Origin of the sequence: Streptomyces sp. DSM 40750 (genome assembly GCF_024612035.1) — a bacterium.
Taxonomy (GTDB): domain Bacteria; phylum Actinomycetota; class Actinomycetes; order Streptomycetales; family Streptomycetaceae; genus Streptomyces.
On the sequence record NZ_CP102513.1, the window covers coordinates 797,541 to 811,315 of the forward strand.

General features: G+C 72.5%; 11 protein-coding genes. 4 read left to right on the forward strand and 7 right to left on the reverse strand.

Annotation, left to right across the window (positions count from 1 at the left end; translation table 11 throughout):
- Nucleotides 1-2: 2 nt before the first annotated feature.
- Nucleotides 3-212: an MbtH family protein gene (locus JIX55_RS03795; protein WP_257561783.1), complete on the forward strand. Its 210-nt coding sequence runs from the start codon at nucleotides 3-5 to the stop codon at nucleotides 210-212.
- Between the two features lie 56 nt (nucleotides 213-268).
- Here the strand turns inward: JIX55_RS03795 and JIX55_RS03800 are convergent, their stop codons facing one another.
- Genes JIX55_RS03800 through JIX55_RS03810 form a run of 3 tightly spaced genes read right to left on the reverse strand, consistent with a single transcriptional unit; the run spans nucleotide 269 to nucleotide 4,910 of the window.
- Nucleotides 269-1,327 carry an iron-siderophore ABC transporter substrate-binding protein gene (locus JIX55_RS03800; protein ID WP_257561784.1) on the reverse strand — a complete coding sequence of 353 codons (1,059 nt, stop codon included), beginning with the start codon at nucleotides 1,325-1,327 and terminating at the stop codon, nucleotides 269-271.
- Nucleotides 1,327-3,204: an ABC transporter ATP-binding protein gene (locus tag JIX55_RS03805; protein ID WP_257561785.1), complete on the reverse strand. Its 1,878-nt coding sequence runs from the start codon at nucleotides 3,202-3,204 to the stop codon at nucleotides 1,327-1,329. Before JIX55_RS03805 ends, JIX55_RS03800 begins: the two co-directional genes overlap by 1 nt.
- Nucleotides 3,201-4,910, reverse strand: coding sequence for an ABC transporter transmembrane domain-containing protein (locus tag JIX55_RS03810; protein WP_257561786.1), 1,710 nt, complete (start codon nucleotides 4,908-4,910; stop codon nucleotides 3,201-3,203). Before JIX55_RS03810 ends, JIX55_RS03805 begins: the two co-directional genes overlap by 4 nt.
- 252 nt (nucleotides 4,911-5,162) lie before the next feature.
- On the opposite strand from JIX55_RS03810, the gene JIX55_RS03815 reads away from it, so the two are divergent.
- Nucleotides 5,163-6,725, forward strand: a complete 1,563-nt coding sequence (locus JIX55_RS03815) for an amidohydrolase (RefSeq protein ID WP_257561787.1) — start codon at nucleotides 5,163-5,165, stop codon at nucleotides 6,723-6,725.
- A 353-nt stretch (nucleotides 6,726-7,078) separates the two neighbouring features.
- Here the strand turns inward: JIX55_RS03815 and JIX55_RS03820 are convergent, their stop codons facing one another.
- Complete coding sequence (locus tag JIX55_RS03820; RefSeq protein WP_257561788.1) at nucleotides 7,079-8,542, reverse strand: MFS transporter; 1,464 nt, start codon at nucleotides 8,540-8,542, stop codon at nucleotides 7,079-7,081.
- 194 nt (nucleotides 8,543-8,736) lie between these two features.
- Here JIX55_RS03820 and JIX55_RS03825 point away from each other — a divergent pair, with 194 nt between their 5' ends.
- On the forward strand, nucleotides 8,737-9,192 hold the full coding sequence (locus JIX55_RS03825; protein ID WP_257561789.1) for a MarR family winged helix-turn-helix transcriptional regulator: 456 nt from the start codon (nucleotides 8,737-8,739) through the stop codon (nucleotides 9,190-9,192).
- 32 nt (nucleotides 9,193-9,224) lie between these two features.
- Complete coding sequence (locus JIX55_RS03830; RefSeq protein WP_257561790.1) at nucleotides 9,225-9,689, forward strand: RpiB/LacA/LacB family sugar-phosphate isomerase; 465 nt, start codon at nucleotides 9,225-9,227, stop codon at nucleotides 9,687-9,689.
- Here the strand turns inward: JIX55_RS03830 and JIX55_RS03835 are convergent.
- Genes JIX55_RS03835 through JIX55_RS03845 form a run of 3 tightly spaced genes read right to left on the reverse strand, consistent with a single transcriptional unit; the run spans nucleotide 9,661 to nucleotide 13,698 of the window.
- On the reverse strand, nucleotides 9,661-10,665 hold the full coding sequence (locus tag JIX55_RS03835; protein ID WP_257561791.1) for a serine/threonine-protein kinase: 1,005 nt from the start codon (nucleotides 10,663-10,665) through the stop codon (nucleotides 9,661-9,663). The two genes, JIX55_RS03830 and JIX55_RS03835, sit on opposite strands and share 29 nt — an antisense overlap.
- Nucleotides 10,658-11,368: a hypothetical protein gene (locus tag JIX55_RS03840; RefSeq protein WP_257561792.1), complete on the reverse strand. Its 711-nt coding sequence runs from the start codon at nucleotides 11,366-11,368 to the stop codon at nucleotides 10,658-10,660. Before JIX55_RS03840 ends, JIX55_RS03835 begins: the two co-directional genes overlap by 8 nt.
- A 5-nt stretch (nucleotides 11,369-11,373) precedes the next feature.
- A complete protein-coding gene (locus JIX55_RS03845; protein WP_257561793.1) occupies nucleotides 11,374-13,698 on the reverse strand; it encodes an FHA domain-containing protein in 2,325 nt (774 codons plus the stop codon).
- Between the last annotated feature and the right edge of the window lie 77 nt (nucleotides 13,699-13,775).

Consider the following 13,775-nt stretch of genomic DNA (forward strand, 5'->3'; position numbering starts at 1 on the left):
GTATGAGCAACCCGTTCGAGGACCCCGAGGGCGTCTACCTGGTGCTGGTCAACGACGAGAACCAGCACAGCCTGTGGCCGGACTTCGTGGACGTGCCGGCCGGCTGGCGGGTGGTCCACGGGCCCGACTCGCGGCAGTCCTGCCTGGACCACGTCGAGACCCACTGGACCGACATGCGGCCGCGCAGCCTGGCCGAGTCGATGGACGGCTGACATACGGGAAGGGGCCGGTCGCTCGACCGGCCCCTTCCTCGTGCTCACGAACCGTGTCAGGACGCGGGCTGCTCCACCTTGGTGTCCGCCTTGCCGTCGACGGCGGCCGACAGCTGCGGGACGAGCCGCTCGACGACATACCGGAGGCTGAGGACGGTGCCCATGGACAGGGCGTTGCCGTAGTCGCTGACCTCGTCGACGTAGACCTCGCGGCCCTCCTTGACGACGCTCAGGTCCTTGTACGAGGCGTCCTTGTGCAGCTTGTCGGCGTCCTTGGCGACGTCGGCGACCTGCCACACGATGGCGTCCTGGTCGAGCAGGTCGGTGCGCTCCTTGCTGATGTTGGCGCCGAACTGGTCCCCGATCACCTTGTCCAGGTCCGCGGGCAGGGAGAACCCGAGGTCGGTGAGGAGGTGCGAGCGCGGATCCTGGCTGCCGAAGACGAACATGCCCTCGTACGGGGTGGCCATCACGGCGCTCTGGCCCTTGAACTCGGGGTGCTCCTCGACCGCCTTCGCGATCGTGTCCTCGGTCTCCTTGACGACCGCGGCGGCCTCGTCCGGCTTGCCGAGCGCCTTGCCGATCCGCTCGGCCTGCTCCTGCCACGGAACGCCGTAGTCGTTGTACGCCTTCGGCTGGGCGACCACGGGCGCGAACTTGGACAGCGACTCGTACTGCTCCTTGGTGAGTCCGCCGTACACCGCGAGGATCAGGTCGGGCTTGAGGGCGGCGATCTTCTCCACCTGCGGGCCGGTACCCGTGTCCTTGAGGACGGTGGGTGCCTCGGCGCTGCCCAGCTTGTCCTCGGCCCAGGGGCCGATGGCGCCCTTGTAGCCGCCGAGCCATTCGGTGGTGCCGACGGGGACCTTGCCGAGGGCGAGGACCGCGTCCTGGTCGGTGAGGCCGACCGTGACGATCCGCTCGGGCTCTTCCTTGATCGTCGTGCTGCCGTACTTGTGGTCGACGGAGACCGGGAAGGCGGAGTCGCCGGAGGTGCTCGCCTCCGCGCCGGCGTCCGACGCGTCGTCGGAGCCGCCACCGCACGCGGTGGCAAGGAGCAGGGTGGCGGAGGCGAGCGCGACGGCGAGCCGTGGCGCTCTACGGGAGCGGAACATCAGCGGTCCTTCGGTTCGGGTTCCTGTGGAGCTGTACGTGTGGGGGTCTCGGGGGCCGGCCGGGGGCCGGTGTCGCGGGCGTCCGACCAGGCCGCCCAGAGGGCGGCGTAGGGGCCCCGCGCGGCGCGGAGTTCGTCGTGGGTGCCGCTCTCGACGACGCGGCCGGATTCCATGACGACGACGCGGTCGGCGGTCGCCGCCTGGGAGAGGCGGTGGGCGACGATCAGCGCGGTGCGGCCGTCCACGGCGCGGGCGACCGCCTTCTCCAGGGAGCGTGCTCCGGCGCTGCCCGCCTCGGCGGTGGCCTCGTCGAGGATCACCAGGGGCGGGTCGGCGAGGATCAGCCGGGCCAGCGCGAGGGCCTGCGTCCGTTCGCCGCTCAGCCGGTGGCCGCCGTCGCCGACGACCGTGGCGAGCCCGTCGGGCAGGGCCTCGGCCCAGGCGAGGGCGTCGACACGGTCGAGCGCGGCCCGCAGTTCGTCGTCGGTGGCGTCGGGTGCGGCGAGCCGCAGGTCGTCGGCGAGAGGGCCCGCGAAGACATGGGTCTCCTGGGTGATCAGGGCGATCGTGCGGGAGGCGGCGGAGCCGAGGTCGGTGGGCGGGACCCCGCCGACCAGGACGGTGCCGGCGGTGGGCGGCTGGATGCCCGCGACGATTCTGGCCAGGGTGGTCTTGCCGGCCCCGCTGGCGCCGACGAGGGCGACACGTTCGCCGTGGCGGATCGTCAGGTCGATGTCGTGGAGGACGGGGTGACCGGTGAGGTAGGCGTGGCTCAGTCCCCGGACGGTGACGTCGACGCCGCCCGCCTCGACGGAGTGGTCCGGCGCCGGGGGCACGGGTTCGTCCGTGACGCCGACGAGCCGGGCGAGGCCCGCCGTGGCCGACTGGGCGTCGTCGAGGAGGGCGAGGGCCGCGTTGACGGGGCCGAACAGGCTGTGGAAGTACAGGGCGGCGGCGGTCGCCGTACCGATACTGGCCGAGCCCTGGCGGACCAGCCAGTAGCCGGTGACCAGGACGGCGGCGAGCCCGATGTACTCGGCGATGTGGAGCCGGCTGTAGAAGCCGAGGACGAGCCGTACGCCCCGCATGGTCAGCGCCACCACGGACCGGGACCGCTCGGTGACCCGCTCGGTGTGCTCCCGTTCCAGCCGGAACGCCCGCGCAGTGGAGCTGCCGCCGATGGTGTCGAGCATCTGCTGTTGCTGGGCGCCCGCGGCCACCCGCTGCTCGGCGTAGAGCGGGATGGCGCGGGTGACGTACCAGCGTGCGGTGGCCGCCTGGACGGGGACCGCGAGCAGCGCCGCCAGCAGGAACCGCCAGTCCAGCAGGGCCATGGCCCCGAGGGTGAGGACGATGGTGAGCAGCGAACGCCCCAGCGCGGGCAGCGCGTTGCGTACGGCGTCGGCGATGAGGGAGACGTCGGCGGTGACCCGGGCCGTCAGGTCACCGGCGCCGGCCTTCTCGACCCGGTCCAGCGGCAGCGCCAGCGCCCGTTCGACGAAGCGTTCGCGCAGCCGGGCCAGGGTCGTCTCCCCCAGCCGGGCGATCAGCGACAGCCCGAACCCGGCGGTGACACCCTGCACCACGGCGACCACCACCAACAGCGCCGCGGTGGCCGTGATGGCGTCGACGGCACCGCGGTCGGCGGCCAGGTCGACGATCCGGCCGAGCAGGGGCTGTACGAGCAGGCCGACGGCGGTGGAGGCGACCATGACGGTGAACCCGGTCAGCGCCAACCGCCGGTGCGGACGCAGCAGTTCGGCGACGGCCGCCCGGGTGCGGGCGGGGGTGGCGACGGGGAGCAGTACGGGTCCGGGGCGGCTGCCGCTCCGGGATGCCGCCTCGGCGGTCGCGGCGGTCCGACCGGGCTCGGTCATGTGAGGACCGCCGTACGGTAGTCCGCGCACTCGTGGACGAGCCGCTCGTGGTCGCCGGTCGCGGCGACCCGGCCGTCGCGGAGGAGCACGACCCGGTCGGTGACGGCGAGCAGGGCGGGGCTGTTGGTCACCAGGAGCGTGGTGCGTCCCCTGCGGACGTCCCTGATCCCGGCGGCGATCCGGGTCTCCGTGACGGCGTCGACGGCGGTGACGGGCTCGTGCACGACGAGCACCGGCGCGTCGGCCGCCAGGGCCCGGGCCAGGGCGACCCGCTGTCGCTGCCCGCCGGACAGCGAACGGCCGCGCGCGCTCACGGCGGTGTGGACGCCGTCGGGCAGCGCGCGGGTGACCTCGTCCGTGTCGGAGGCGGCCATGGCGGCCGTGACTCTCGCCGGTGCGGCGGCGCCGACCGCCGCCGTGACGTTCTCCAGGACCGTGCCCTCGAACAGGTCGGCGTCGTGCTCGGCGACGAGGATCGCCGCGCGCACCTCCCCCAGTCCGAGCGCGGTCAGTGCCGTGCCGTCCAGCTCGACTGCTCCTTCGTCGGGATCGGTACGGCGGCCGAGACAGCGCAGCAGCGCCGTGGCGTCCGCGGGGTCGGTGGTGGCGACGCCGACGGTCTCGCCGGTGGCGATGTCGATGTCCACGCCGCGCAAGGTGCCGTACGTGAGGGCGCGGATCGTCAGCCGTCCCTCGATGTCACGGGCCGGGGTGTCGTCGGCGGTCTGTCCCGGGGATACGGCGCCCGGGGTGTCCAGCACGTCCGCGATACGGGCGGCCGAGGCGCGGCCCTGCGCCAACTCGGCGTTCACCCAGGCGAATTCGGTGAGCGGGCCGACGATGAACAGGGCGAGTCCGACGGAGGAGACGAGTTCGCCGAGTCCGATGTCGCCGCGTGCGGCGAGGCGGCCGCCGACGAGGGCGACCAGGGCGATGAACGTTCCGGTGAGGATGGTGACGACGCCGTTCTGCCAGGCCTCGGCGCGGGCGGCGCGCAGGGTCGCGGAGAGGGAGTCCTGGCTGACGCGCCGGTAGCGGGCGACGGCCGCCGTCTCGGCGCCGATGCCCTTGAGGACGCGCAGTCCGGCCACCAGGTCCGCCGCGACACCGGAGGCCTGGGCCGCGCGCTCCTGTTCGGTCTCGCTGCGCCGTTCCAGGGGCTTGCTCAGCAGATGGCCCAGCCACAGCAGCAGCGGGGTGCCCAGCAGGACGAGCAGGCCCAGGACGAGGGACACCCGTAGCAGCGCGACCGCGCTGACGACGAGGCCCGCCGTCGCCGCGAAGGCGACGATGAGCGCCATGGCGACGGCACCGACCCGTTTGGCGTCCTCGGTGGCGATGTTCGTCAACTCGCCCGGCAGGCGCCCCTCTTCGGCGCCGCCCTCGGGGGCGAGGACGCGCCCGACGAGCTGGGTTCTGAGGTGGTGTGCGGCGGTGACGGAGGCGCGTTCACCCGCCCTCGCACTGAAGCGGAAGCTGAAGGAGAGCCCCACGTACACGACGGCGAGGACGGCGAGCCAGAGGAGCAGTCCGGGGACGTCACCGTCCACGACTCCACGCTCGATGGCCAGTCCGATGAGCACCGGCACGAGGGCCTCGCCCGTCTGGTGCCCCATCCCCAGAACCGCGCCCAGCACGACGTCCCGACGCTGTCCGCCGACCGCGCGCCACAGCACGTTCCGTCCCGGCGGGTCCGCTCTTCTCACGCATCCCTCCGGACCGGTTTCACCAACACAGGAAACGTACAAGAAAACTTAGGTAAGGCTAACTACATTTGTCTTCTTGGACCAGCCCTGAATCGCCGCCTGGACGAACCGACCTCCCCCGAACGCCGGGACATTAGCCGATTGGGCCGTCAACTGGCGGGCGGATCAAGGCACTTCACCATGACGAGACGTCACCGACGCGACAAGCCGAGACTCCCCCGACGCGATCGCCCCGACCGGAAGGACCTGTTCGTGCTCAGCACCAGGATCACCAACGCCCGCATCATCACGATGGATCCGGACCGCCCGGCGGCCCGGGAGCTCGGGATCTGGCGGGGGCGCGTAGTCGGCCTGGACGAGGACGTGGCGGGGCTTCCGGCGCGGCGGACGCTGGACCTGGGCGGCGCCACGGTGCTCCCGGGCTTCATCGACGCCCATGTGCATCTGGCGTGGACGGGCCTGAAGGCCAAGGCGCCCAGTGTCGCGCCGAGCCGTCGCGCCGATGACGTGCTCCGCGTGGTGGCGGAGGCGGTGGCGCAGGCACCCGCCGACGGCTGGGTGGACTTCGGCGGCTACGACCAGCGGACGCTCGACCGCCCCCTCACGGCGGCCGACCTCGACGCAGTCAGCGCCGGACGCAAGGTGTATCTGGGCCACCTCTCCGGGCACGCCTGCCTGGTCAACTCGGCGGTGCTGAGCGGACTCCCCGCGGACGTGGCCCGGCCGGACGGTTTCCTCGCGGAGGGCGCCATGGGGGCCGCGCTGCAGTCCCGGCCGCCGCACTCGCTCACCGAGCTGGCCACGGCGATCGAGCACGCCGCGCGCGTCTGCCGGTCCGAGGGGATCACGGGGTGCGCCGAAGCGGGGGTCGGGGCCCGGCTCTTCGGGCACAGCCCCATCGAGGGCGCCGCGTACCAGCTCGCCCACGAGTCGGGACGGCTGCCGCTGCGGGTACGGCTGATGGTGGCGGCCGACGCGCTCCGCACGGTCGGCGCGGACGCCGAGGACACCACGAGCCGGGCGATCGACCTCGGCCTGCGGACGGGCTTCGGCGAGGGCACGCTCTCCCTAGGCGCGCTCAAGATCTTCACCGACGGCGGCATGATGGCCCGTACGGCCGCCCTCACCAGCCCCTACCTGGGCACTGACGGCTCCGGTCAACTCATGCACGATCCCGAGGTGTTGGAGAACACGATCGTCGAGGGCCATCTCGCCGGCTGGCAGCTCGCGGTGCACGCCATCGGTGACCGGGCCCTCGATGTCGCCCTGGACGCGCTGGAGAAGGCCCAGAAGCTGAGCCCGCGCCCGGAGGCACGCCACCGTGTCGAGCACGCGGGCCTGGTCCGCCCCGACCAGCTCCCCCGGCTGGCCGCGCTCGGCGTCACCGTCGTCATCCAGCCCAGCTTCCTGCGCTACTACGGCGACGACTACGCCACGATCATGGGCGAGGACCGGTCCGGCTGGCTCTACCGGGGCCGGGGCTTCCTCGACCACGGGATCCGGGTGGCGGGCAGCTCGGACCGCCCGGTCGCCAACGGCGCCCCGCTGCGGGCCGTCCAGTTCATGGTGGAGCGGGCTTCGGAGTCCGGCCGCCTCATCGGCGCCGACGAGGCGATCACGGTGGAGGAGGCACTCCGCGCGTACACCGTCGAGGCCGCCCGCGCCTGCCACTGGGAGGCCGACGCCGGCAGCCTCACCCCCGGCAGGCGGGCCGACCTCGTGGTCCTGGGCGACGACCCGCGCCGGGTGGACGTGTCGCGGATCGGGGACATCGAGGTGGTGCGGACGTTCGTCGAGGGTGAGGACGAGCTCTGACGTGGCACCCGCACGTCCCACGCGCCGAGGCCGCCCGCAGGGCCGGCGGCACGGCCGGCGGGAGGGCGGGCGGCACGGCGGCACGGCCGGCGACACGGCCGGCGGCACGGCGGCACGGCCGGCGACACGGCCGGCGGCACGGCCGGCGACACGGCCGGCGGCACGGCGGCACGGCCGGCGGCACGGCGGCACGGCCGGCGGCACGGCGGCACGGCGGCACGGCGGCACGGCGGCACGGCGGCACGGCCGGCGGCACGGCGGCACGGCCGGCGGCACGGCGGGCGGGATCATCCGTACTCGATCCGCCGTGCCCCGACCGGCTCCCCGCCCCTGGCCGCCGGACGGTCCGTTCGCTACGCGGCCGAAGCCGGTGCCTCGGCCGTGCTCGGCTTCTGCTCCTGGGGGTCGGTCTCGGCGGCGGCGACCCGCGCGGCGGGAATGAACACCGCGACCGCGGCGGCGACCAGCGCGGCACCGCCGCCGATCATCAGACCGGTGCGGAAGCCGTCCTCCGAGGGCAGGCTGAAGCCGCCGAGCGTGGTGGTCATCTGGGCGAGGACCACGCCGACGACCGCGGCGGCGGTGGAGGTGCCCAGCGCGCGCATCAGCGTGTTGAAGCTGTTGGCGGAGGCGGTCTCGGACAGCGGCACCGTGCTCATGATCAGCGCGGGCATGGCGCCGTAGGCGAGGCCGACGCCGGAGCTGACGACGAGGGCGACGATCAGCAGACCCCAGGTCGAGCCCATCAGCACGAGCGACAGGCCGTAGCCGGTGGCGATCACCAGGGAGCCGGTGACCAGCGTGAACTTGGGTCCGCGGGCGTTGGTGAGCTTTCCGCCGAGCGGGGAGAGCGCCATCATCATCAGCCCCGCCGGGGCCATCCACAGCGCCATGGCCAGCATCGACTGCCCCAGACCGTAGCCGGTGGCCTCAGGCAACCTGAGGAGCTGCGGAGTGATCAGCGACTGCGCGTACATGCCGAACCCGACGAGGACCGAGGCGACGTTGGTGAGCAGTACGCGCGGGTGGGCGGTGGTGCGCAGGTCGACCAGCGGCTCGCGGGTGCGCAGCTCCCAGAAGCCCCAGAACAGCAGCAGTACGGCGGCGGCGGTGAACAGGCCGAGTGTGGTCGCCGACCCCCAGCCCCAGTCCGCCCCCTTGGACACGGCGAGCAGCAGACACACCACGCCGCCGCCGAGGCCGAAGGCGCCGACGAAGTCGAAGCGCTGCCCCTTGGCGCCGGCCGGGGTCTCGGGGACGAGGAACCAGATCATGGTGGTGACCGCCACGGCCAGACCCGCGGAGCCCCAGAACAGCACCCGCCAGCTGGCGTACTGCGCGATCCCGGCCGCGATCGGCAGACCGAGACCGGCGCCGATGCCCAGGGAGGCGCTGACCAGGGCGATGGAGCCGCTGAGCTTCTCCGGTGCGATGACGTCACGCAGCAGGCTGATGCCGAGCGGCACCACACCCATGCCGATGCCCTGCAGTCCCCGGCCCACGACCATCGGCACGACGGTCGAGGACAGCGCGCAGACCACCGAGCCGGTGATCAGCGGCGCACAGCACACCAGGAGCATGCGCCGCTTGCCGTAGAGATCACCGAGGCGCCCGCCGATCGGACCGAAGACCGCACCCGTCAACAGCGTCGCGGTGATCACCCAGGAGGCGTTCGCCGCGCTGGTGTCGAGGATCGTGGGCAGTTCGGTGAGCAGCGGTGTCACCAGCGTCTGCATGATCGCGGCGACGATACCGGCGAGCGCCAGCGTCGCGATGACGCCACCCGAGCGGGCGGTGGGCGGTGGGTTGGCCGTCAAGGGATTCCTCCGTGCGGTGAACCGGCGTCAGGGCATACGTCATGCACCCGTCGTGCAGCATACATGCGCCATGCATGGCACACGTTTCGTGCATCATGCACACCATGGATGATGTCCGACTCGCCGGGGCCGGGCGAGGCCGGCGGGATGCAAAGATCACCCTGGCGGTATCCGCAACGAGGAGGTAGGCGACCGTGGAAGAGCCGACGCGCCGGGTCGAGTACGAGAACATGCTGCTCGGGCGTTACCAGCATCTGAGCAAGAGCAAGGGGCGCCGCAAGGACTCCACGCTGGAGCGCAGCGCGTACATCCTCCTCAGCCGCATCCGTATCGAGGGGCCGATGTCCATCGGTGAGCTGAGCGAAGCCTTCGGCCTCGACGCCTCCACCCTGCGCCGGCAGACCGCCGCCGCTCTGCGGGCCGGGCTGGTCGAGCACACCCTCGACCCGGAGGGTGGCGTGGCGCGCAAGTTCCGCATCACCGAGGAGGGCGAGCGGCGCCTGGACGAGGAGCGGGAGGGCAACGTCCGCACGCTCGCCATGGTGCTGGCGGGCTGGTCCGACGAGGACATCGCCGGGTTCGCCGACTACCTCGAACGCTTCAACACCAGCATCGAGCGGCTGGCCGGCAAGCCCTGGCCGCGCCCGTAGCCGGTGTGCGGGAGGCGGGTAGCCTCGGGGACATGCGGATCTCCGTCTCCTCGGACATGGACGAGCCCGTCGCCCGCTTCCTCCTCGCGGAGTTGCGCGCCCGGGGCCACGACGTGCTGACCCATGGCGCGCTGCGCGCCGGGGACGACCCCCAGTGGGCAGCCTGCTCGGAGGCGGCGGCGCGCGAGGTCGCCTCCGGTGTGTCGGACCAGGCCGTCGTGTGCTGCTGGACGGGCACCGGCGCATCGATCGCGGCGAACAAGGTGCCCGGCGTACGGGCGGCCCTGTGCACGGACGCGTACACGGCCGACGGCGCACGCCGCTGGAACGACGCCAACGTGCTGGCGATCGGTCTGCGGCTGACCTCCGAGCCGCTGCTCAAGGAGATCCTCGACGCCTGGTTCGCCGCCCAGGCCAGCCAGGACGCCGACGACCGGGAGAACGTGGCCCGCGTCGAGCGCCTCGACATCAGCCGGGGGTCCGGCCCGGCCGGATGAAGACGGGCCTGGCCCACCGGGGTGGTTCCGGCGGAGGTGCGGCCGGTCCCGGTGTCGTCGTCGGGACCGCCCGGGTCGGCGCCTGCCCCGGCGTGAAGCCGCGCGTCGTACTGGCGACTCTGAGCGCGGCCACGAAGGACAGGCAGGAGTCGTACCGGTCGTCCGGGGACTTCGCCAGCGCCGTCGCCAGGACCTGATCCACGTCCGGCGGCAGATCGGGGCGCGCGTCGGTCAGCGGCGGCGGCTCGTCGTACTGATGGGCCCACAACAGAGCCATGTCGTCGTCCCGTTGGAAGAGCGGCCGGCCGGCGAGCGTCTCGTGGACGACGCAGGCGAGGCTGTAGACGTCGCAGCGGCCGTCGACGGGCTTGCCCGAGATCTGTTCCGGCGCCACGTAGTCGAGCGTCCCCACGAACTGGCCGACGCTGGTGAAGCCCGTCAGGGACAGCGACTTCTTCGTCAGGCCGAAGTCGGTGAGGTAGACGTGCTCGGGGTGGTCGCTGTCGGTGCCCCTCGCGACCAGGATGTTGCCGGGTTTCACGTCGCGGTGCACCAGTCCGTGGTCGTGCGCGGCGTCGAGCGCGGAGGCGACCTGGGTGGCGATCCGGGTCGCGGTGGTGACCGGCAACGGACCCTGCCGGTCCAGGAGATGGCGTAGATCGAGTCCGGCGACGTACCGCATGGCGATGTAGAGGACGCCGTCCGTCTCCCCCGCCTCGAAGACCGGCACGATGTGCGGATGGTCGATCGCGGCGGCCACCCGTGACTCGTGTGTGAAGCGGCGCCGGAAGGTGTCGTTGCGTGCCAGTTCCGGGGCGAGCAGCTTCAGCGCGACCGTCCGGTCCAGGCGCAGATCCCGCGCCTGGTAGACCACGGCCATTCCGCCTCGGCCGATCTCCCGCTCGATACGGTAGCTCGCGATCCGCTGTCCGACCAGCTCGGAAGGGCGCCCCGCGAACGGTGGCGTCTCACCCATCGGGCGTCACCGGTGGGACCAGGCGCGTGGGTTCGTGATCGGCCGGCCCGTGATCGGCCCGTCGCCGGTCGGTCGGCCGGTGATCGGTCGGTTCGCGTTCGCGTTCGGGTTCGTCCACGACCCGGGTCGGCTCCGGAGCCGGAACCGGAGCCGGAGCCGGGGCGGGGGCCGGCGGGACCTGCGGGGCGGGCGGGACATGCGGGGCGGCCGGGGTCTCCTGCGGTTGCTCCGCCACAGCGAACGTGCTCAGCCGGGCCCCGTCGCAGTACACCCACCGTTCGTGCGCGGCGTCGAACAGCCACAGCGACTCGCCGTCGACGACGACGCCGATCCGCAGTCCCTTCGTCCGGTCGCGGAAGGTCTCCCCGTCGCGATGTCCGGCGGCCAGGGCCTCCGCCTCGGTGCGGTAGCGCGTCAGGGCCTCCTCGACGCGGGCCAGCAGGGGGCGCGGGTCGGCTGTGCGGGTGGCCGCGGTGCCGGCGGCGGGCGGGTCCTGGGGTACGGCGACGAGGAGGCGGCCGTCGACCCAGGCGGACCAGCCGTTGGCGCACAGGATCTGGCCCCAGTCGCCGCGCCGGTCGAGCAGTCGGACGGGCAGCAGCGGGTCGAGGGCCACGGTGGGACGGGACGGATCGGGGGCCTCCCAGGCGGGCAGTCCGCCTGGCGGGACGACGTGCGTGGGGAGGAATCCGGGGGTCGTCATCGCGGCTACTTCCGCATCACCGCGGGTTCGCGGCGGCGCAGCAGGCGGGCGACGAGACAGCCGCACAGCAGTGAGAGGACGACGAGCATCCCCATGTCCAGCAGCCACACGCCCGCCGAGTGTTCGAACAGCGGGTCCGCCTTGTCGGGGACGATCCGTTCGAGGTCGATCGTGCCTGCCATCGCGGCGAACGCCCACCGCGACGGCACCAGCCACGCCAGCTGTTCGAGGACGACCGTGCCCTGCACGTCCAGCAGCGCGCCGCAGAACACCACCTGGACGATCGCGAGGAGCACCAGCAGCGGCATGGTGACCTCCTCCTTGCGGACCAGCGCGGAGACGGCCAGGCCGAGCATCATCGCGGTGAACGCGAGCAGTGCCACGGCGACCGTGATCTCGACCAGGGGCGGCATCAACACCCCTTCGCCGCCGGGGGCGTTGAGGTCGACGCCGAGGAGGGCGACGAGGGTGAGGACGACCGCCTGGAGGACGGTGACGGTGCCGAGGACGACGACCTTCGACATCAGGTACGCGGATCTGGACAGGCCGACGGCGCGTTCGCGCTGGTAGATCACCCGTTCCTTGACCAGTTCGCGGACGGCGTTCGCGGCGCCGGTCAGCACACCGCCCACGCACAGGATGAGCAGCGCGTTCATGGCGGTCTCCCGGTCCAGCGTGCTCCCCGCGAGCGCTCTCGCCATCGCGCCCATCACGAACGGCAGCGCGATCATGATGGCGAGGAAGGTGCGGTCGGCGCTCAGCGCGGCCGCGTACCGGCGGACCAGTGTGCCCAGCTGGGCGCCCCAGCTCTGCGCCTTGGGCGGCGGCGCCACGGCGACCGGCTCCGCGTCGGGCAGGTAGGGCTGGTTCATGGACGCGGTGACGTAGTGACGGTGGAAGGGCGAGTCGCGGTACTCCCCCGCCCAGTCCCGTTCCCGGTCCCGTTCGAAGGCCTCGAACGCCTCCGGCCACTGCTCGAACCCGAAGAAGGCGAGGGCGTCGTCCGGCGGCCCGTAGTAGGCGACCTTGCCGCCGGGCGCGAGGACGAGGAGCCGGTCGCAGACGTCGAGGCTGAGGACGCTGTGGGTGACGACGATGACCGTACGGCCGTCGTCGGCGAGGCCGCGCAGCATGTGCATCACCGAGCGGTCCATGCCGGGGTCGAGACCGGAGGTCGGCTCGTCCAGGAAGAGCAGGGAGGGTTTCGTCAGCAGTTCCAGGGCGACGCTGACCCGTTTCCGCTGGCCGCCGGAGAGGCTGTGGATGGGCTGGTCGACGCGCTGTTCGAGGCCCAGTTCGCGGATCACCTCGTCGACCCGCGCCTGCCGTTCGGCCTTCGCGGTGTCCTGCGGGAAGCGGAGTTCGGCGGCGTAGGCGAGGGCTCTGCGGACGGTCAGCTGGGCGTGCAGGATGTCGTCCTGTGGGACCAGGCCGATGCGCTGGCGCAGTTCGGCGTAGTCGCGGTACAGGTCGCGGCCGTCGTAGAGGACCGTGCCGCTGTCGGCGGGGCGCTGCCCGGTCAGGGCGTTCAGGAGGGTGGACTTGCCGGCGCCGCTGGGGCCGACGACGGCGAGGAGACATTTCTCGCCGACCGGAAACGCGACCTTGTCCAGGAGCCTCTTTCGGCCGTGGTCGACGGCGACGGTCAGTTCCTGGACGTCGAGGGAGACCTCGCCGGTGTCGACGTACTCCTGGAGTTCGTCGCCGACCAGGCAGAACGCGGAGTGGCCGATGCCGACGATGTCACCCGGAGTGACCGGGGCCCGGTCGACGGGCGTGCCGTTGAGGAAGGTTCCGTTGTGGCTGCCCAGGTCGACGATCTCGTACGTGCCGTCCGGGAGCGCTCGTAGCTCGGCGTGCCGGCGGGAGATGACGAGGTCGTCGATGACCAGGTCGTTGTCGGCGGCGCGGCCGATGCGAACGGTCCGCTCGGGCAGCGGTCGGACGCTGGTGGGCTGCCGGAAGGTGCCGGTGGAGGCGGGACGGGAGATGACGGAGGGGCGCTCGAAGGCGAGGCCGGTGAGCACCGCCCGGGGGCCGTCGGGGAGGCTCCCGAAGTGGATGACGCTGCCGGGGCCCACGTCCCACTCATGGACGCGGTGGCCGTCGGTGTACGTGCCGTTGGTGCTGTTCTCGTCCTCGATCGTCCAGTGGTCGGCGTCGGCCCGGAGCACCGCGTGGTGCCACGAGACCCGGTCGTCGTCGAGTACCACGTCGCTGAGCGGGTCGCGTCCGACGTGGTACTCGTGGCTGGGGCTCATCACCGTGGAGCCCGACTCGGTTTCCAGCACGAGTTCGGGCGCAGTCGGTGCCATCGACCGCTCTGCCATGCCGAGAATTCTACCGATTAGCCCGACTATGCGCCTGGCGGTTCATGCGAGGGAGGGGGCAACGCCTGTCGCTGGTT